Here is a 19,217-nt window from a genome sequence, read left to right as displayed (position 1 = left end):
CGCTTACGACCGCTTGGACGAGGGTTGAATGAAGCGCTTCAGCGCAGACAGGCCGGATGCCGGTCGCGTGGCGGTCGATCCGACCGACACGCCCGGCAGCCGCGCGGCGAGCGACTCGAGCGCGCGCACGTACGGGTCGCGCTCCGTCATGTCGACGATGAGCCGGCCCTGGTTTGCCGCATGGCCGATCGCGACGCGGCGCGACGGCAACGTACCCACCAGCGCCAGGCCGAGACGCTCGGCGATCTGCGCAGGCGTCAGGTCGAGTGCGGGATCGTACTGGTTGACGACGAGCCGGACGCGATCGGTGTCGACACCCGCGTCGCGCAGCCCGGTGAGCAGATCGGCTGCGGACACGATCGACGCGACGCCCTGATCGCAGACGAGCCACGCTTCATCGGCCGACGTCGTCATCTGGGCAACGAACTCGCGATTCGAAAAACCACCGAGATCGACGATCTGCTGGTCGAAGAAGGCTCGAAACCGGTTCAGCAATCCGGCACACGACGCATACGAGACATCGCGCAGCCCGCCGAGATCGGCCGGAAGCGTCGTCAATGCAACACCGCTCTCATGCCGGGTCAGTGCGGTATTCACGAAGGTACGGTCGATGCGGCGCAGGTTGTGAACCGCATCGATGAAATGGAATTCGCAGCGGGTATTCAGGAACAGCGCGCCATCGCCGGCCGGCAGCCCCAGGTCGACCAGCGCGGTCTGGCGACCGGCCGGCGTGCCGCCATTCGACTCGCCGCTCCCCGCCGGGCTCACCGCGCGCTTCTGCAGCCATACGGCGAGATTCGCAGCGAGCGTGCTCACGCCCATGCCGGCGCGCGCGCCAAGCAATGCGACGACCTTGCCATGGCGGCTCGCCGGCTCGCCGACGTTCGCAAGCAGGCCACGCGTCGTGCGCAATGCCTCCTCCGCCGGCGCCGACACGTCGATGAAATCGCGCACACCCGCACGCAACGCAGCCAGCGTGCTCTCCGGCTGTGCGAGCGAGCCGAGCGCGATGATCGGCAGCCCCGGATGCGATGCACGCACCGCCGCGGCGGCTACGCTCGCCGCCGCACTGCCGTCGGAAAAATCGATGAACACGAGCGCCGGATTGAGCCCCGTGATGCGCTGTGCGAGCACCCCCGGATCGAGCGTCGCGGCCTCAACCGCACCGGCCGACAGAAGCGTATCGGCCAGCCAGCGGACGTGCGTCTCATACTGCGACGCGCAAACGAAATAGTCGGTCACGGCGGGTTCACACAATGACTGGATTCGCGCATTCATGTTGAATACCCCCGACTACACAAAGCGTGGCGACGCGTCGCAACCCGCGAGACATCCCACTCATTTCGAAAACCCCGGAGCAGCGTCCGGCGACGCAGCTCCGCCCAGATACGATTTCCAGACCGGTCCATCGTGCTGTTCGGACAGCTCGCCGGGCGTGGCGGGCAACACGGCCCCCTTGGCGATCGGCGCGACCAGATGAGGCGTCACGATGATCAGCAACTCCTTGTCGTTCTGCTGATAGTTCAGATTCTTGAAGAACGTGCCGATAATCGGCAGATCGCCCAGCAACGGCACCTTGCTCACGTTCGACATCGTCTGGCGATCGATCAGGCCGCCGATCACGAAGCTTTCGCCATCACCGAGCTCGACAGTCGTGTCCGCACGACGCGTCGTGATGCCGGGCACTGCAACGCCGCTGATCGTCACGCTGTTCACGAAGTCGAGCTGACTCGACTCGGGGGCGACCTTCAGCGCGATCCGGTTCGGACCCAGGACCGTCGGCATCAGCGAGAGCCCGACGCCGTATTGCTTCCACTGGATCGCGGTCGAGCCGAGCCCTTGCGGTGACGGCACCGGAATCTCGCCACCCGCGAGAAAGCTCGCGCTCTGCCCGGACAGCGCGACGAGCGTCGGCTCCGCCAGCACGCGAGCGAGATTGTTCGCCTCGAGCAGTGACAGATCGGCAAAAATGCCTCGCCCGGCAGCGTTCACGACCAGGTTGAACGCGGACGCAACGGGTGCTCCGAGCGTCGGAATGTAACCCGCGGTACCGGGGCCGGCCCCTCCGTTATAAGACTGCACGCCCCCCGGCGAAAACGAGCCGAACGAAAAGCCGTTGCTTTGCTTGAAGAAATTGAACCCGACCTGCTTGAGCACGGAACGGCTGAATTCGACGACCCGCACGTCGACCTGCACAACGCTCTTGCCCGCGACCGTCGAGCGATCGATCACGGCACCCTTCCCGCTCATGTTCTTGCCGACCGCGGCCGCGCGCGCATGCGCCTCGAGCGACGTCGACGAGCCTTGCAATACCGCCGTCCCGCCATATGCATTCACGCGCGGCGTAGAACCGTCGAGCACCGCTTGCGCGGCCGCGTCGACCACTTCGACGTTCCATACCGTCGGTTCGTCGTGGCCGCGCTCCCACAGCATGACGTTCGTCGCGCCGGGTGCCTTCGCGGTAAGCAGTACCGATCCCGAGTGGCTCCCCTTCATGATCAGGACGTCGGCTATCGCAGGATCGCCAACCGCGACACGCTGCAGCGTGCGGCCCGCCGAAATCTGTCTTTGCGCGCCGACCGCAAGCTCGATCGTGCCGCTCGCGGTCGCGAACGATGCGAAGGTCAAGGTGAAGATGGCAATCGCGAATGCAATCAGTGTTTTTTTCATCGTTTGGTAGACCGTCGCGCGGCCTTCTACTTGTCGTCGCTAATATCGATGGCCGTCGATGTCCTTCAATAGGCGACCGTTTCCGACCGGCCGCCACGGATCACTTCGATGTTGCCGCCCCCTCCGTTCGACCGCACCATCGGCAGCATGCGCGACGGTAACGGCGGCACGTTCACATTGGCCACCGGTGTTCTCGGTGTACCGGACAGCTGTTGCAACGAAACGCCCGCTGCGGCCAGTGCCGACGGCGACAGTTTGTTGTCCGTACGGACCGCAACCGTCTGTATCGCCAGCTCGTCGTCACGCGGGTTGCGCAACGCGAACGTAAGCCGGCCGCTCGCCTCGCCGAGCGTCAGCGCATCGACCTGTGCAGTCGGTACCGCAAGCACCGCGATACGGACGCCGGACGGTTGCCCGTTGCCACCGTTGTTGTTTCCGCTGTCGCGTTCCGAGGTCGCATCACCGAACGACAACACACGGACCTTCGACAACAGAAGACGCGCCTGCGTCTGCGAGACCTCGCCGTCGAGCATCGTGCCGCCGCCCTCACGTTTCAGATTCAGGAACACATCGACGAAGTTGCCGGGCCGCAGCCGGTTGCCGACTGCATTCGTTTCGTCGACACGAACTGCAACCGCGCGCTCGCCAGGCTGTACGTCTTCAGCAAGCCCCGATACCAGCGCATCCGCAACGACCGGTGCCGACGCCGGGATCTCCCGAACCGGCACGCGACCGACGAGCGGAACGGGATCACTGAACGCGCCCACCGGTACCGGCGAAGTCGACTGGACCTTCAGTGCGTCAGCCGGGATCGGCTGACCGCCGGGCAAGGTGCGCGTCGCAATCACGACCGGTACTGCCGTTGCTGTCGTCACTTGCTGTACCGGCGCGGGACGCGAAGCGCTGCGTCCAAGCACCCATGCATAGATTCCAAGCAGAACGGCGATCGCAATCAGCAGCCCCGCAATGATCTTCGTTACGTTGTTGGCCATGTTGTCGAATGGATGCAGGAATAAAAATCCAGTTAGTTTTTTGCCGTGTGATTCATGGATGACGGGTTCACAGCATGGCCTGCGGGATCTGCACTACTGCCGTGCCCGTCAACGGTCCCGTCATGAATGTCCCCAGGAACGGCATGATCGTCATCCAGCTGTCCGGCGTATAGCTCACCGTGACCGTCAGGCAGTACAGCAACGGCGTCGGCGTATTGTTGTAGTTGCACTGCTGCGCCGAGACGTTGGGCGGACTACTGTTCAGCCAGCCGAGGACGTTCTGGGTAGTCGTCTTCGCGTTCGCGACGCGGGTCGTGAGATCAGGTGCGTAGCTCAATCCGGCGCGCGCCCCCTCGCTGGCCGCCAACGTCAGGCTCTGCTGGATGACAAAAATCATCCCGAAACTCAGAATCGCGTAGAAAATCACGAAGAACAGCGGAAACACGATCGCAAACTCGACCGCTGTCGCCCCGCGTTGCCGTCGACGTCCTCGCCACGCATTCTGTCGTTTCATCGCACGCTCCCCGTTGCGGCAAGATAGATCAGCCATACGGCGGCCGGCACCGCGAGGCATGCGGCATAGGGCGTTGCCCGATATCTCCCGAGTTTCAGCGCCGGCTCGCGCGATCGCCACAAGCCCCCGAGCGAGGTGCGCGACAGCACCATCAGCGCGAGCGCGTGCAGGCCCGCAGCCAGGCTGGCGAACACCCACAGCCAAAGCAGCGCATGCGCACCGCACCAGATGCCGAGCACGGCAAATATCTTTACATCTGCTGCGCCCATCACGCGCAGAAGGAAGAACGGCATCAGCCCAATCAAGCCGACCAGCATGCCGGCCACTGACTGAAGCATGGAAATGCCAAATGGATTCGCGGCCACGCATGCGCCGCCGAACCCGCTGACTAGCCCGGCTAGAACAAGCGCGTTCGAAATACGGCGGAAACGAATATCGCTGACCACGACAAAACCTGCCCAGGTCAGAAATACCCCGCTAAAAATAAGATGTCCCATCGCGCCACGATCCGCAGCCAATACGAGGGCGAGCGGATTACCGAGGCAATCCGCCCGCTACTGCGCCAAGACGACTTCCGAGAAAGAAGTGGTCAGCTTAGGCCGCCGGGGTTGCCCGGATCGCGGAGGCAGAACAGTTGTTAGCCGAAGGGGAAGACACGCAAGTGCCAAGATTGGTGAACATGTTGCCGAGACTGCTGCCGATGTTCGTCACCCCGGCAACGATTGCGACAGCAATCAGACCCGCAATCAGACCATACTCGATCGCGGTAACCCCGTCGTTTTCCCGAAGGAAACGCTTGATGTTTGCTTTCATTTTATTCCTCGTGCCTGTATTTACGTTCTTTGGCCTTTTATACGTATACGTCCCCGCATATCTGGCCGTTGCCCCGCGCTGTTCGTCACATCTGCTGCAACGACAACCGGGTGCACTTTCTTTATAGATTGCCCCGAAGGGCATGGCTCAACATTTGATGCAAGTTAACATTCGCGATAGCGACCTCCTCGAACGTTGTGTACCGAACCGTACATTTCCTTACATCTGCTCCGGATTCTATATCCGATCCCATTTAACTTCCAACCTCTTTTAACGACTTGGATCGAAAAAAATGACCTGGAGCACAACGTATTTGTACGGTGTTTCGGTACGACTTACACATAGGATTTACGATAGGTTAGATGTGCACACCTAATCCACCAGTAAAACCATTGCCTCGTCCACCAAGCCTGGACGGGCCCCACGTTACGCCGCACGCGTAACGCCAATGTTGTGACGTTACGTTACGAAACGCTCGAAACCGTTCTCATCCACCATCACTTAAACAGATTCAACAGTCTTTCAATTTCCATAACTTCCTTTTCCGACAAGGAATTGCCCCGTTTAAAACCTGTTGTCGAACCGTCGAGCATAGAAATGGCACGACAGTTGCAGAGTAGTCCCCGCACCACTCAACACAACGAAGTTCACAACACATTTTTAATGCGAGGACAAAATGGACATTAAGGTTATCCCCCATGGCGTGTTCCGGACGACTCTGATCGCGGCCACCGTTGCAGCCATGCTTTCCCTCTCCGCGTGCGGCGGCTCCGGCTCCATCAGCCAGGGTCTCGGCGGCGGCTCGAGCTCGGGCGGCGGCGATACGATCTCCACGTCCGGCACCAGCGGTACCTCGGGCACGAGCGGCACCTCCGGCACCTCCGGCACCAGCGGAACCTCGGGCACCAGCGGTACGTCCGGCACCAGCGGTACATCCGGCACCAGCGGCACCTCGGGCACGAGCGGCACGTCCGGTACCAGCGGTACGTCGGGCACGAGCGGCACCTCGGGTGTGTCGTCGAACGCAGTGGGAACTGTCCTCGCAAGCAGCAGCAACATCGTCACGGGCGTCGGCGGCACCGTCTCGGGTCTCGGCTCCGTCATCGCCAACCAGTCGCTGCCGGGCGTCAATCCGGCCACCACGCAGGCCGCAGGCGGCATCGTGCAGAACGTCGGCGGCGCCGTGACCGCACTCGGCAACGGCCTTGGCAACGGTCTCGGCCAGCTCGGCGCGACGAAGGATCCGCTCGGCACCACGCTCGCCAGCACGGGTGGCGTGGTCAACCAGCTCGGCGGCGCAGTCACGCAAACGGGCAACCTGGTCTCGAGCCTCGGCAGCGGCCCGCTGACGCCGCTCGCACCGGTCACGGGCGCCGTCGGCGGCCTCGTATCGACGCTCGGCGGTGCCGTCTCGAACGGCGGCAACACCCTCACCAACGCGCTGTCGACCGGCCCGATCCAGCAAGTCACGCAGACGGTCAGCTCGGCCATCACGCCGATCACGACGATGGTCGGCCAGACGACCCAGACGATCGGCACGGCGACCGGCCTCGGCGCACCCGTCAACACGCTGCTCGGTACGGTCGGCAACGGCCTGAACCAGGCCGGCGCCCTGCTCGCGTCGACGGGCGGCAACCCCGTCACGACCGGCCTTGGCAACACGGTCTCGTCGACGGGCAACACCGTGAAGGCCGTCGGCGGCCTGCTCACGGGCGGTACTGCCGGCGTGACCAACCCGCTCGCACCGCTCACGGGTCTCCTCACGACGGTTACGGGTACGCTCGGCGGCGCAACGGGTGGCGCCAGCAGCCCGCTTGCCCCGGTTACCGGCCTCGTCTCGACGGTCACCGGTGCGCTCGGCGGCGCAGCGGGTGGCGGCAGCGGCCCGCTCGCGCCGGTCACCGGCCTCCTCACCACCGTTACCGGCGCGCTCAGTGGTGCAACGGGTGGCAGCAGCAGCCCGCTCGCTCCGGTCACCGGCCTCGTCTCGACGGTTACCGGTGCGCTTGGCGGCGCAGCAGGCGGCAGCGGCGGCCCGCTCGCTCCGGTCACCGGCCTTGTCTCGACGGTGACTGGCGCACTCGGTGGTGCTGCCGGCGGCAGCGGTGGCCCGCTCGCCCCGGTCACCGGCCTCGTCTCGACGGTCACGGGCGCACTCGGTGGTGCTGCCGGCGGCAGCGGCGGCCCGCTCGCCCCGGTCACCGGCCTCGTCTCGACGGTCACGGGCGCGCTCGGCGGCGCAACGGGCGGTACGAGCGGCGGCCCGCTCGCCCCGGTCACGGGTCTCCTCGGCGCGGTGACGGGCGCACTCGGCAGCGCGACGGGCGGCGCAGGCGGTAGCAGCCCGCTCGCCCCGGTGACGAACGTCGTGTCCACGGTGACCGGCGCCGTCGGCGCGCCGGCGTTGACCGGCGGTACGGGCGCGGTCACGAACGCTGGCTCGTCGTCCAATCCGCTCGCGCCTGTCACGTCGCTGATCGGCGGCCTGCTCGGCGGCACGCACGGCAAGTAAAACCAACATCCATCAATCGACAAGACAGCGAGGAGTCAATCATGTCCCAGCAACGTTCTCTCACGACAGCCGCCGTGCGCCAATGGCGCGTGCCCCTCACGGCCTTCGCCGCAGCCTGCCTGCTGGCCGCCTGCGGCGGCGGCGGCGTCAGCTCGCCGCCGACCAGCAGCAACAGCAACAACCCGAGCACGAGCGGTACGCCGAGCACGAGCGGCACCAACGGCACGTCCACGGGCACCAAGGGTGTCGTCAGCACGGTTGGCCAGACGGCCACCGACCTCGGCAGCACGGTCGGCAACATCAGCGTGCCGGGCCTCGGCGACGGCGTGACGAAGGGCGTCGGCAGCACGATCTCCAGCACCGGCACGATCGTCGGCGCAGCCGCCGACGCCGTGAGCAACGGGCTGGGACAGATCGGCACGACTAAGGATCCGGTCGGCACGACCGTCGCGGGCCTCGGCAACGTGGTCGGCGCGACGAGCAACACGGTGTCCGGCCTGAGCTCGACGGTCAAGGCGCTCGGCACCGGCCAGCTCGCGCCGCTCGCACCTGTCACGACCCCGGTCGGCACCGTGCTCGACACGGTGGCCAACGGCTTGACGGCCGCCGGCACGACGATCGGCTCGACGCTGTCGTCGGGCGCCGTGCAGCAGGTCACGCAGCCGCTCAGCTCGGCGATCACGCCGCTCGTGATCACCGCGGGTCAGGTCACGCAACAGGTGGGCACGACGACCGGCCTCGGTCAACCCGTCTCGGGCCTGCTCGGCCAGGTCGGCGGCGCGATCAGCTCGGCCGGCAAGCAGGTCGGCGGCACGTCGAGCCAACCGCTCGTCGGCGACGTCGGCCAGCTCGTGACCGCGGTCGGCAACACCGTGACCAACGCGGGTGGCCTCGTCAACCCGAACGGCCCGAACGGCGCCGCACCGATCCCCGGCTTGATCACGAGTCTCGTCGGCGGCTCGACGGCGACGGTGCCGAGCGGCACGTCGTCGGGTTCCGGCTCGACGAATCCGCTCGGCGGCCTGCTGTCGGGTCTCGGCTCGACGCCGCTCGGCTCGCTCACGGGCGCACTCGGCGGCGCGACGGGTGGCTCGGGCAGCAGCCCGCTCGCACCCGTCACGGGCCTCGTCTCCACCGTCACCGGCGCACTGAGCGGTGCGGCGGGCGGTAGCGGCGGCCCGCTCGCCCCCGTCACGAATCTCGTGTCGACGGTTACGGGCACGCTCGGCGGCGCAACGGGTGGCGCAGGCAGTGCAAACCCTCTCGCGCCTGTCACCGGTTTGCTGAATACTGTCACCGGAGCAGTTGGCGGCGCAGCAGGATCCGGTGGAGCGAGCCCGCTCGCGCCGGTCACGTCGCTGGTCGGCAGCGTCACGGGTACGGCGACGTCGGGCGGCGGCTCGACGGGTCTGCTGGCACCGGTAACGGGGTTGCTGGGTACGCTGGGTAGCGTTGGCAAGTAAGGAGGACGGTCGCCCCTTCGCAGCCGGAGCGGATGGCGCGACCGTACAAACACAACCGGCATGGCGGCACGCGGCGCGCGGCACCTTGGTGTCGCGCGCCGGCATTACAAAGAAGACGAAAAGCAAGGCCTACGAGGAAGAACAATGAAATCCAGACTCGACAGATGGATGATGCTGCTCGCCATCGCGGCAGCAGGCACGGCACATGCACAAACGCGCGTCGGGGGTAACCCGCTCGACTCCCTACCCCAGATCAACGCACCGAAAACCGGCCCGAACGTGACCGTTCAGGTCGCGCCGCAAGCGCCGCAATTGCAGGAGTTGCTGTCGCGCCACCTGACGCCGACCACCTTCCAGGTCGAAGGCGTGAAGTCCGTGCCGTTCGAGGAAATCTCGCGTCGCTTCACCCCTCTCGTCGGCAAGGACATCACGATCGGCGAACTGATCGAAACCGCCAACGGCGTGACGAAGCTGTACCAGGATCGCGGCTACGCGCTGTCGTTCGCGTTCGTTCCGGCGCAGACGTTCGAGAACGGCGTCGTGCGCATCACGGTTGTCGAAGGCTATGTGTCGGACGTCAAGGTCACCGGCAAGCCCGGCGCGATGGAATCGAAGATTCGTGCGATCGCCGCGCACATCACGGCCGATCGCCCACTGCGCCGCGCGACGTTCGAGCGCTACGTGAACACGTTCGGCCTGCTGCCCGGCCTCACGGTAAAAGCGAACGTACCGCCGCCGCAAACCACCGACGGTGCCACGACGCTCGAACTCGCGGTCGACCGCAAGCCGTTCAACGTCAGCACCGGGATCGACTTCAACCATCCGGGCGTCCAGGGCCTCATCACCGCGACCGAAAACGGCCTCACGTCGTTCGGCGAGCAACTGAGCATTTCCGCGCTGGCGCCACCGGGACGCGACAAGCAGACTTATTTCGCCTTCAGCGGCGCGGTACCCGTCGGCAGCAGCGGCCTGATCACGCGCCTCGACGCGAGTACCTATCGCGGCAAGCCGACCGACAATCCGGGGTTGCCGTCATACGTGCAGCGTACGGTCAAGAACGAGAAGCTTGGTCTTTCGGCATCCTATCCGATACTGCTGAACAACCAGCGCAGCCTGCTCGGCACCGTGTCGGGCTACGCGGCGCACAACGAGGACAATTACCAGAACCAGATCAACGGCGCGACGCTCAACAACCGGTCGCAGGTTCGCGTGCTGCAACTGCAGCTCGACTACACGAACGTCCAGCCGAAACAGGTGCGAAAGTTGAGCGTCAACGTCGCCAAGGCGTTCGACATTCTCGGCGCGTCGAAATCGCAGGTCGCCCAGGCGAACGGCTCGACGATTACGTACGCCGACCCGACATCACTGACCTTCGTCCGTACCGGCGCGACCTTCACACAAACCAACGAATGGCCGTTCCGAATCGGTACGTCGGTCTCGCTGACCGGGCAATACAGCCCCGACTCGCTGCCGACGTCCGAGCAGATCTCGTTCGGCTCGACGCGCTACGCGCTCGGCTATCAACCGGGCGAAGCATCGGGTGACTCGGGATGGGGGATGTCGCTGGAGGTCAACCGCGGCTTCACGCCGGGCTGGACGTATATGAAATCCGTTACGCCGTACATCGCCTACGACATGGCGCGCGTGTACCTGCACTCAGGCACGCCGTCGCCGAACCGCATGTCGTCGGTCGGCATCGGCGTGCGTTTCACGGACAGCCGCTTCTACAGCCTCGACCTGAACGTCGCGAAGCCGGTGGGTGACGCGCCCGTCGAAAGCGCCTCACGCAGCCCGCGCATCAACGCCGCATTCTCGTATCAGCTCAACTGATCGGTCACCAAACAGCCCGCGCCACGCGGGCTGTTTCGATTAGAGGCCCCTCTATCAAACGTGGCGCGCTGTTTCACGTATTCTGGCGAAGCTCGCAACATGCCCGCCCCATGCAGACGGTCGTGCGGGCAAATCGAACACGACATGCAAAACAAGGAGGACGACAATGATTCAACTGACCCGCCCGTTTCGTGCAATCGCCGTCGCCGGCGTGCTGCTCGCTTGCGCTGCTCCCACGTTCGCACAAGCAGACAACCCCATCGGCATGTGGCAGACGATCGACGACAACACGCATCAGCCGAAGGCACTCGTGCAAATCGCCGAGGATGGTGACGGTGCGCTGACCGGCAAGGTCGTCAAGGGCCTCGGCGCGAACGATACGCCTGATCGCCGCTGCACCGCGTGCACGGACGAGCGCAAGGATCAGCTCATCAAGGGCATGACGATCATCAAGGCAATGAAGAAGGAAGGCGACCACTGGGACGGCGGCAACATTCTCGACCCGGAGAACGGCAAGGTCTACAAGTGCAAGATGACGCTTGAAGACGGCGGCCAGAAACTCGTCGTGCGCGGTTACATTGGTGTGTCGCTGCTCGGTCGTTCGCAGACCTGGGTTCGCCAGCAATAAAACGACTCGCGCTTAAACGCGCGGCTCAATGAAAAAATCGGCCTGTGACGAAGTCGTCAGGCCGATTTTGTTTTGGTGCGTGCGTAGCTGGAACTGACGGACATCACGCTGCATGCTTCAGCGTGTCCGACGCATAGCTGCCAGGTGCGCGATACGCGGGCGCCACATTGCTGCGCGCCTCTGCCGCTTTCGATTGCGTGTGCTTGCGCATCCGCGTGGACAATTCGTTGCACAGATTCACGCCGGCGTCGCCATAGAGCTCACGCATGACACTCATCAACGTGCCCGTCTCGTGCCAGACCTTGAAGCGACGATGGCAAGTTTGGTACGAAGGGTAACGACGTGGCATGGCCGACCACGTTGCGCCACTGTAGATCACCCAGAGCACGCCGTTCAGAACGGCACGCGTATTGGCCAATGGCCGGCCGCGCAACTCGGTGCGCGGCTGCATTTCGGGCAGAAGCGAAGCAACGCAGCGCCACTCGTGGTCGGTCAGATCGCGATACGGTGTCATGGACATCTCCAGCCTTAGTAACCATGACACAACGATATCGGCTCACCTCAACAATGAATATAAGACAAATCCGAAAATACCCCGAGATCAGCCCAATTTGACCGGAATTGACGTTTGAACCCGCCCATTGCCGGAAATCACACTCAGGTCAGCGACGTATCGACGATACGGCGCGGCGTTTCGATATATTCCTTCGACTGCATCTCGACGATACGCGAGACCGTACGCGCAAACTCGTTGGCCATCGGGCCTTCGATGTACAACTGCTCCGCCGGCACCGCCGCGGACATCAGCAGCTTGACCTTGTGGTCGTACAGCACGTCGATGAGCCAGGTGAAGCGGCGCGCCTCGGACGCCATCCGCGGCGACATCTGCGGCACCTCGGACAGCACGATCGCGTGGAAGCGGCTCGCGAGCTCGAGATAGTCGTTCTGCGAGCGCGGGCCGCCGCATAGCGTCGCGAAGTCGAACCACACGACGCCGTCCGCCTTGCGCAGCGCCTTCAGCTCGCGCTTCTCGATATGCAGGAGCGGGCTTTCGTCGGGAACGGCAGCGAGCTTCTGGAACGCATGGCGCAGTTCGCGATCGGCATCCGCGCCGAGCGGCGTGTGATACATCTTCACCTGTGCGAGCGTGCGCTGGCGATAATCGACGCCCGCATCGACGTTGAGCACATCGAGCCTGGACTTGATCAGCGCGATCGCCGGCAGCATGCGGTCGCGGTGCAGGCCATCCGGATACAGGTCGTCGGGATCGTAGTTGGACGTCATCACGAACTGCACGCCGTTGTTGAACAGACGGTCGAGCAGACGATACAGGATCATCGCGTCGGCAATGTCCGACACATGGAACTCGTCGAAGCAGATCAACCGGTAGCGCTTCGCGATGCGCCGTGCGAGTTCGTCGAGCGGATCGGCCTGCCCTTTCAGTTCCTCGAGTTCGCGGTGCACTTCGCGCATGAATTCGTGGAAATGCAGGCGCGTCTTGCGCTGCACGGGCACGACCGCGTAGAAGCTGTCCATCAGGAAGCTCTTGCCGCGACCGACGCCGCCCCACATGTAGACGCCACGCGGGAGGTCAGGATGATTGATGAGCTTCTTGAACGCGTTCGAGCGGCGCGCCTTGTACTCGACCCACTCGTCGAAGCATTGCTGCAGGCGATCGACAGCTGCGCGCTGCGCGGGATCGGACTGATAGCCGCGCGTGGTCAGTTCGCGCGTGTAGTATTCGGTGACGTTCATCGGGCAAACCGGAAAAAACGAAGGCGGACGGGAAACCCCGCCCGCCTTCGTCAAGAGACGGCTGCGCCGGCCGGTGGCCGGCAGGCGCTATACCGTGCTCAGCTGTTCAGCGAGCGCTTGTCGACGGCGAGCGCCGCTTCGCGCATCACTTCCGACATCGACGGGTGCGGATGGCAGATGCGGGCGATGTCTTCCGACGCCGCCTTGAATTCCATCGCCACCACGGCTTCCGCGATCAGGTCCGACGCGTTCGCCGCGATCACGTGCACGCCGAGCAGTTCGTCGGTCTTCGCATCCGCGATCATCTTCACGAAGCCGTCCGGCGCGTTCATGCCGAGCGCGCGGCCATTGATCGAGAACGGGAACTTGCCCGACTTGATCTCGCGGCCTTCCGCCTTCAGCTGCTGCTCCGTCTTGCCGACCCATGCGATTTCCGGGTACGTGTAGATCACCCACGGAATGCAGTTGTAGTCGATGTGCGGCTTCTGGCCGTCGATCACTTCCGCGACCAGCACGCCTTCGTCTTCCGCCTTGTGCGCGAGCATCGGGCCACGCACCACGTCGCCGATCGCGTACACGTTCGGCACTGCCGTACGGCAGTGGTCGTCCACGTCGATGAAGCCGCGCTCGTTCGCCTTCAGGCCGATTGCCTCGAGGCCGAGGTTGTCGGTGTTCGGCACGCGGCCGACCGACACGATCAGGCGATCGGCGTCGAGCGTCTGCGCGTTGCCGTCCTTGTCCGTGTAAGCGATCGACACGCCATTCGCGGTCGTCTTCACTTCGCCGATCTTCACGCCGAGATGGATGTCGAGGCCCTGCTTCTTGAACAGCTTGGCCGCTTCCTTCGCGAGCGCTTCGTCAGCTGCGCCGAGGAATGCCGGCAGCGCTTCGAGCACCGTCACTTCGGCACCCAGGCGGCGCCACACCGAGCCGAGCTCCAGGCCGATCACGCCTGCGCCGATCACGGCGAGCTTCTTCGGCACCGCGTCGAACGTCAGCGCACCTTCGTTGTCCGACACGATCTTGTTGTCGACCGGAACGCCCGGCAGGTGACGTGCCTTCGAGCCCGTCGCGATGATCACGTTCTTCGCGGTGACGACTTCGGTTTCACCCTCGCCGCTCACTTCGATCTGCACGCCGGCGTCGGTCTTGCCGGTGAACTTGCCATGGCCCTTCAGCCAGGTGATCTTGTTCTTCTTGAACAGGAACTCGATCCCGCTCGTCATCTTCTCGACGATCGCGTCCTTGCGGCCGAGCATCTTCGCGACGTCGATCTTCACGCCGTCGACCGTGATGCCGTGGTCGGCCAGGTGGTGCGACGTGTTCTCGAACTCTTCCGACGACGCGAGCAGCGCCTTCGACGGGATGCAGCCGACGTTCAGGCAGGTACCGCCGAGCTTCAGCGCGCCGGCCGGGTTCTTCCACTTTTCGATACAGGCAACGGTCTTGCCCAGCTGCGCGGCGCGGATCGCGGCGATGTAGCCGCCGGGGCCGGCGCCGATCACGACGACGTCAAATTCCTTGGACATGGCAATCCTTTCTTCTTGTGCGTCCGCACGGGCAGCGCGTATCGCGCGCCCGTGCGAAGCGGGTCAATGCGGTGAGACTCGGCTTACAGGTCGAGCAGCAGACGTGCCGGATCTTCCAGCGCATCCTTCATCGCGACGAGCGACAGCACGGCTTCGCGGCCGTCGATGATGCGGTGGTCGTACGACAGCGCGAGGTAGTTGATCGGACGGATCACGATCTGACCGTTTTCGACGACCGGACGCTCCTTCGTCGCGTGCACGCCGAGGATTGCCGATTGCGGCGGGTTGATGATCGGGGTCGACAGCATCGAGCCGAACACGCCGCCGTTCGAGATCGAGAACGTACCGCCCGTCATTTCCTCGATCGACAGCTTGCCGTCCTTCGCCTTCTGGCCGAACTCGGCGATCTTCTTTTCGATCTCGGCGAGGCTCAGTTGATCCGCGTTGCGCAGGATCGGCACGACGAGGCCGCGCGGCGAGCCGACAGCGATACCGATGTCGAAGTAGCCGTGGTAGACGATGTCGTTACCGTCGATCGACGCGTTCACGAGCGGGAACTTCTTCAGCGCGTGCACGGCCGCCTTCACGAAGAACGACATGAAGCCGAGCTTCACGCCATGTTCCTTCTCGAACTTGTCCTTGTACTTGTTGCGCAGTTCCATGACCGGGGCCATGTTCACTTCGTTGAACGTCGTCAGGATCGCATTGGTCTGCTGCGACTCGAGCAGACGCTCGGCGATACGCGCACGCAGGCGCGACATCGGCACGCGTTGTTCCGGACGGTCGTTCAGCCAGGTCGCGGCCGACGCCGGCACCTTCACGTCCGGCAGCGACGGCTTCGCAGCGGCGGTCTTCGCCGGTGCGGCAGCCGGGGCGGCCTTCGGTGCGCTGCCTGCTGCCAGCGCATCGCCCTTCGTGACGCGGCCGTCGCGGCCCGAACCTGCGACGTCGCCCGCCGACAGGCCCTTCTCTGCCAGCAGCTTCGATGCGGCCGGCGAGGCGGTGGTCGACGATGCGGCTGCGGCGACCGGCTGGGCTGCCGGTGCGGCTGCAGCAGGCGCTGCTGCCGGCTTGACTTCGGCGGCGCCCGCAGCGGCTTCGGCTGCACCTGCCTTCGCTTCGGTGTCGATCGTTGCGATCAGCTGATCGGCAACGACGGTGTCACCGTCGTTCTGCAGCACTTGCGCGAGCACGCCCGCGGCCGGTGCCGGCACTTCGAGCACGACCTTGTCGGTCTCGAGTTCGATCAGGATTTCGTCTTGAGCAACTGCTTCGCCCGGCTTCTTCTTCCACTGCAGCATGGTGGCTTCCGAAACCGACTCCGAAAGCTGGGGGACTTTGACTTCTACGATAGCCATGTGATTTTCCTGGATGCTTAATCTGGGTAATGACGAGGTTCGTGCGATTCCTTCGGCCGGTGCGGCGCGCAACGCGCCCGGCGGGCCAAAAGAGACGGGAAAGCGCATGGCGCCTTCCCGTTTCGCTTCCGTCGGTTATTTCGCGATCGATGCGCTCTTCAGGCGGCCGAATGCACCTTCGATGAGGGCCTTCTGCTGCTCGTAGTGCTTCGCGTAGTAGCCAACCGCCGGCGAGGCCGAAGCCGGACGGCCGCTGTATGCCAGCTTCTGCCCTTCCTTCATGCCTTCCTTCAGATGGTGCTCGACGTAGAACCAGGGGCCCTGGTTCTGCGGCTCGTCCTGCACCCAGACCACTTCAGTCGCGTTCTCGTACTTCTTCATTTCGGCTTCGAACTGCTTGTGCGCGAACGGATACAGCTGCTCGATACGGATGATCGCGACGTCGTTCGCCTTCGCTTCGCGGCGATGGGCGACGAGGTCGTAATACACGCGGCCCGAGCATGCCAGCACGCGCTTGACCTTCTTCGCGTCGATGCCGCCATCGGTTTCGCCCAGCACCGGCTGGAACGAACCCTTCGCGAGTTCCGACAGGTCCGACACCGCTTCCTTGTGACGCAGCAGCGACTTCGGCGTCGCAACGATCAGCGGCTTGCGGAACAGGCGGATCATCTGGCGACGCAGCAGGTGGAAAATCTGCGCCGGCGTCGTCGGTTGAACGACCTGCATGTTGTGATCTGCGCACAGTTGCAGGAAACGCTCGATACGCGTCGACGAGTGCTCCGGACCCTGGCCTTCGTAGCCGTGCGGCAGCAGCATCGTGAGACCCGACACGCGGCCCCACTTCACTTCGCCCGACGAGATGAACTGGTCGATCACGACCTGTGCGCCGTTGACGAAGTCGCCGAACTGCGCTTCCCACAGCACGAGCGTGTTCGGCTCGGCGGTCGAGTAACCGTATTCGAAGCCCAGCACGGCCTCTTCCGACAGCACCGAGTCGATCACCGTGAACTTCGCCTGGCCTTCAGCGATGTTCTGCAGCGGCACGTACGTGCCGTCGTTCCAGCGCTCGCGGTTCTGGTCGTGCAGCACCGCGTGACGGTGCGTGAACGTGCCGCGGCCCGAGTCCTGGCCCGTCAGGCGCACCGAGTAACCCGATGCGACGAGCGACGCGAATGCGAGGTGTTCGCCCATGCCCCAGTCGAGCGGCTGGTCGCCACGCGCCATGTTGCGGCGGTCGTTGATCACGCGCTCGACGAGCGGGTGGACCTTGAAGTTTTCCGGGACCGTCGTGATGCGTTCGCCGAGGCGCTTCAGTTCTGCGAGCGGCACGGCCGTGTCGGCTGCATCCGTCCACTTGCGGTTCAGGAACGGAACCCAGTCGACCGCGTACTTGCTCTTGTAGTTCGACAGGACCGGGTCGACCGTGTGGTGACCGTCGTCCATCGCCTTGCGGTACGCCTTCACGAAGTTGTCGGTGTCTTCCGCGGTGATCACGCCCTGCTGCACGAGCTTCTCCGCGTACAGCGCACGGGTGCCCGGGTGCTGCGCGATCTTCTTGTACATCAGCGGCTGCGTGACCGCCGGCGTGTCCTGTTCGTTGTGACCCAGCTTGCGGAAGCAGACGATGTCGATCACGACATCCTTGTGGAACTGCATCCGGTAGTCGATCGCGATCTGGATCGCGAGCACGACAGCTTCCGGATCGTCGCCGTTCACGTGCAGCACCGGCGCCTCGATCATCTTGACGACGTCGGTACAGTACAGCGTCGAGCGCGCATCGCGCGGGTCGGACGTCGTGAAGCCGATCTGGTTGTTGATGACGATGTGCAGCGTGCCGTGCGTGCCGTAGCCGCGCGTCTGCGCGAGGTTCAGCGTTTCCATCACGACGCCCTGGCCTGCGAAGGCCGCGTCGCCGTGGATCTGCACCGGCAGCACCTGCAGGCCGTCTTCGTCGCCGCGACGATCCATCCGCGCCTTCGCCGAACCTTCGACCACCGGGTTCACGATTTCGAGGTGCGACGGGTTGAACGCGAGCGACAGGTGGACCGGGCCGCCTTCCGTCGACACATCCGACGAGAAGCCCTTGTGGTACTTCACGTCACCGGCCGGCAGGTCGTCGACGTGCTTGCCTTCGAATTCGGCGAACAGGTCGGCCGGCATCTTGCCCAGCGTGTTGACCAGCACGTTCAGACGGCCACGGTGGGCCATGCCGATGATGATTTCCTGCACGCCGCGCTTGCCCGAGTGCTGGACGACTTCGTCCATCGCCGCGATGAAGCTTTCGCCGCCTTCGAGCGAGAAGCGCTTCTGGCCGACGTACTTGGTATGCAGGTAGCGCTCGAGGCCCTCAGCGGCCGTCAGGCGATTCAGGATGTGCTTCTTCTCGTCTGCCGAGAAGTTCGGCGTCGCGCGAGTCGACTCCAGGCGCTCCTGCCACCAGCGCTTCTGTTCCGGATCGCTGATGTACATGTACTCGGCGCCGATCGTGCCGCAGTACGTGTCGCGCAGACCCTTGACGATGTCACGCAGCGAAGCCTGGTCGAAACCGAAGTACAGGTTGCTTGCGCTGTACGTCTGGTCGAGATCGCCTTCGGAGAAATCGTAGAACGCGGGTTCGAGCTCGGGAATGGCGGGACGTTCGCGACGCTTCAGGGGATCCAGATTGGCCCATTGCGAGCCAAGGAAGCGATAGGCGCTGATAAGGGACTGGACGTGCACTTGCTTGCGTGCCGCAGCCAGATTGGTGGTGCTTTCGCGCGGGATGAAGGCATTGGCCTTCGCGCGCTCGGCGAACGATTCGACGATCGGAAAATGGGCGACGTCATTGGCATTCGAACCGTCCGTTGCAGGCACATTCTGCAGCGCGTCGAAATACTCTCGCCAGTTCTCCGGCACCGATGCCGGATTGTTGAGGTATGCATCGTACAGTTCTTCAACGTACGAAGCATTGCCGCCGAACAGATAGGAGTTCAGCTGAAACTGCTTCATTACATCTGACATTTTACGCTCACCTTTCTTCGAGCTTCTCGAGAAATAGCGGGTTACTCAACCTTCCGCGACACGGCCTGACCGTTTAGCGGATTGCGAATCAAGTCTTGCTTGGAAGGACCTAAAACTTGCGTGCGCGCAGCATATCACAGAACCGATACCGAA

The 19,217-nt window shown here is 64.1% G+C and carries 15 protein-coding genes; 4 read left to right on the top strand and 11 right to left on the bottom strand.

The window, feature by feature from the left end; translation table 11 throughout:
* Positions 1-3: 3 nt before the first annotated feature.
* The 6 genes from BDI24065_RS03945 to BDI24065_RS03920 all read right to left on the bottom strand — a co-directional run bounded on the left by BDI24065_RS03945 (position 4) and on the right by BDI24065_RS03920 (position 4,989).
* On the bottom strand, positions 4-1,278 hold the full coding sequence (locus BDI24065_RS03945; protein WP_175030089.1) for a fimbrial protein: 1,275 nt from the start codon (positions 1,276-1,278) through the stop codon (positions 4-6).
* Between the two features lie 60 nt (positions 1,279-1,338).
* Complete coding sequence (locus BDI24065_RS03940) at positions 1,339-2,670, bottom strand: type II and III secretion system protein family protein (protein WP_175030088.1); 1,332 nt, start codon at positions 2,668-2,670, stop codon at positions 1,339-1,341.
* A gap of 65 nt (positions 2,671-2,735) precedes the next feature.
* Entirely contained in the window at positions 2,736-3,662 is a 927-nt protein-coding gene (gene cpaB / locus BDI24065_RS03935; protein ID WP_175030087.1) for a Flp pilus assembly protein CpaB, read from the bottom strand.
* A 67-nt stretch (positions 3,663-3,729) separates the two neighbouring features.
* Positions 3,730-4,176: a TadE/TadG family type IV pilus assembly protein gene (locus tag BDI24065_RS03930; protein WP_175030086.1), complete on the bottom strand. Its 447-nt coding sequence runs from the start codon at positions 4,174-4,176 to the stop codon at positions 3,730-3,732.
* Positions 4,173-4,673, bottom strand: coding sequence for an A24 family peptidase (locus BDI24065_RS03925; protein WP_175030085.1), 501 nt, complete (start codon positions 4,671-4,673; stop codon positions 4,173-4,175). Before BDI24065_RS03925 ends, BDI24065_RS03930 begins: the two co-directional genes overlap by 4 nt.
* A 97-nt stretch (positions 4,674-4,770) precedes the next feature.
* Positions 4,771-4,989 carry a Flp family type IVb pilin gene (locus BDI24065_RS03920; protein WP_175030084.1) on the bottom strand — a complete coding sequence of 73 codons (219 nt, stop codon included), beginning with the start codon at positions 4,987-4,989 and terminating at the stop codon, positions 4,771-4,773.
* Between the two features lie 676 nt (positions 4,990-5,665).
* Here BDI24065_RS03920 and BDI24065_RS03915 point away from each other — a divergent pair.
* The 4 genes from BDI24065_RS03915 (at position 5,666) to BDI24065_RS03900 (ending at position 11,422) form a co-directional block, all read left to right on the top strand.
* Positions 5,666-7,501, top strand: a complete 1,836-nt coding sequence (locus BDI24065_RS03915; RefSeq protein WP_175030083.1) for a collagen-like triple helix repeat-containing protein — start codon at positions 5,666-5,668, stop codon at positions 7,499-7,501.
* 41 nt (positions 7,502-7,542) lie between these two features.
* Positions 7,543-8,964, top strand: a complete 1,422-nt coding sequence (locus BDI24065_RS03910; RefSeq protein WP_175030082.1) for a collagen-like triple helix repeat-containing protein — start codon at positions 7,543-7,545, stop codon at positions 8,962-8,964.
* Between the two features lie 144 nt (positions 8,965-9,108).
* A complete protein-coding gene (locus BDI24065_RS03905) occupies positions 9,109-10,794 on the top strand; it encodes a ShlB/FhaC/HecB family hemolysin secretion/activation protein (RefSeq protein WP_175030081.1) in 1,686 nt (561 codons plus the stop codon).
* 166 nt (positions 10,795-10,960) lie between these two features.
* Entirely contained in the window at positions 10,961-11,422 is a 462-nt protein-coding gene (locus BDI24065_RS03900) for a DUF2147 domain-containing protein (protein ID WP_175030080.1), read from the top strand.
* Positions 11,423-11,525: 103 nt separating this feature from the next.
* On the opposite strand, the gene BDI24065_RS03895 is transcribed toward BDI24065_RS03900, so the two are convergent.
* From BDI24065_RS03895 to BDI24065_RS03875, 5 genes are all read right to left on the bottom strand, one after another.
* Positions 11,526-11,936, bottom strand: coding sequence for a transposase (locus BDI24065_RS03895; RefSeq protein ID WP_175014797.1), 411 nt, complete (start codon positions 11,934-11,936; stop codon positions 11,526-11,528).
* Positions 11,937-12,079: 143 nt separating this feature from the next.
* Entirely contained in the window at positions 12,080-13,177 is a 1,098-nt protein-coding gene (gene zapE, locus BDI24065_RS03890) for a cell division protein ZapE (protein WP_089425220.1), read from the bottom strand.
* Positions 13,178-13,275: 98 nt separating this feature from the next.
* On the bottom strand, positions 13,276-14,706 hold the full coding sequence (gene lpdA / locus BDI24065_RS03885) for a dihydrolipoyl dehydrogenase (protein WP_175030079.1): 1,431 nt from the start codon (positions 14,704-14,706) through the stop codon (positions 13,276-13,278).
* An 83-nt stretch (positions 14,707-14,789) separates the two neighbouring features.
* Positions 14,790-16,064: a 2-oxoglutarate dehydrogenase complex dihydrolipoyllysine-residue succinyltransferase gene (gene odhB / locus BDI24065_RS03880; protein WP_175014799.1), complete on the bottom strand. Its 1,275-nt coding sequence runs from the start codon at positions 16,062-16,064 to the stop codon at positions 14,790-14,792.
* Positions 16,065-16,199: 135 nt separating this feature from the next.
* Complete coding sequence (locus tag BDI24065_RS03875) at positions 16,200-19,064, bottom strand: 2-oxoglutarate dehydrogenase E1 component (RefSeq protein WP_175014800.1); 2,865 nt, start codon at positions 19,062-19,064, stop codon at positions 16,200-16,202.
* Positions 19,065-19,217 lie beyond the last annotated feature (153 nt).

Origin of the sequence: Burkholderia lata (assembly GCF_902499025.1) — a bacterium.
GTDB lineage: Bacteria > Pseudomonadota > Gammaproteobacteria > Burkholderiales > Burkholderiaceae > Burkholderia > Burkholderia lata_C.
The sequence above is the reverse complement of the archived record's forward strand: the minus strand, read 5'-3'. Positions and strand labels throughout refer to the sequence as shown.

Bases quoted from the DNA above. Each gene is read 5' to 3' on its own strand.
- BDI24065_RS03945 (WP_175030089.1), bottom strand. From the start codon at position 1,278: ATGAATGCGCGAATCCAGTCATTGTGTGAACCCGCCGTGACCGACTAT.
- BDI24065_RS03940 (WP_175030088.1), bottom strand. From the start codon at position 2,670: ATGAAAAAAACACTGATTGCATTCGCGATTGCCATCTTCACCTTGACC.
- cpaB (WP_175030087.1), bottom strand. From the start codon at position 3,662: ATGGCCAACAACGTAACGAAGATCATTGCGGGGCTGCTGATTGCGATC.
- BDI24065_RS03930 (WP_175030086.1), bottom strand. From the start codon at position 4,176: ATGAAACGACAGAATGCGTGGCGAGGACGTCGACGGCAACGCGGGGCG.
- BDI24065_RS03925 (WP_175030085.1), bottom strand. From the start codon at position 4,673: ATGGGACATCTTATTTTTAGCGGGGTATTTCTGACCTGGGCAGGTTTT.
- BDI24065_RS03920 (WP_175030084.1), bottom strand. From the start codon at position 4,989: ATGAAAGCAAACATCAAGCGTTTCCTTCGGGAAAACGACGGGGTTACC.
- BDI24065_RS03915 (WP_175030083.1), top strand. From the start codon at position 5,666: ATGGACATTAAGGTTATCCCCCATGGCGTGTTCCGGACGACTCTGATC.
- BDI24065_RS03910 (WP_175030082.1), top strand. From the start codon at position 7,543: ATGTCCCAGCAACGTTCTCTCACGACAGCCGCCGTGCGCCAATGGCGC.
- BDI24065_RS03905 (WP_175030081.1), top strand. From the start codon at position 9,109: ATGAAATCCAGACTCGACAGATGGATGATGCTGCTCGCCATCGCGGCA.
- BDI24065_RS03900 (WP_175030080.1), top strand. From the start codon at position 10,961: ATGATTCAACTGACCCGCCCGTTTCGTGCAATCGCCGTCGCCGGCGTG.
- BDI24065_RS03895 (WP_175014797.1), bottom strand. From the start codon at position 11,936: ATGACACCGTATCGCGATCTGACCGACCACGAGTGGCGCTGCGTTGCT.
- zapE (WP_089425220.1), bottom strand. From the start codon at position 13,177: ATGAACGTCACCGAATACTACACGCGCGAACTGACCACGCGCGGCTAT.
- lpdA (WP_175030079.1), bottom strand. From the start codon at position 14,706: ATGTCCAAGGAATTTGACGTCGTCGTGATCGGCGCCGGCCCCGGCGGC.
- odhB (WP_175014799.1), bottom strand. From the start codon at position 16,064: ATGGCTATCGTAGAAGTCAAAGTCCCCCAGCTTTCGGAGTCGGTTTCG.
- BDI24065_RS03875 (WP_175014800.1), bottom strand. From the start codon at position 19,064: ATGTCAGATGTAATGAAGCAGTTTCAGCTGAACTCCTATCTGTTCGGC.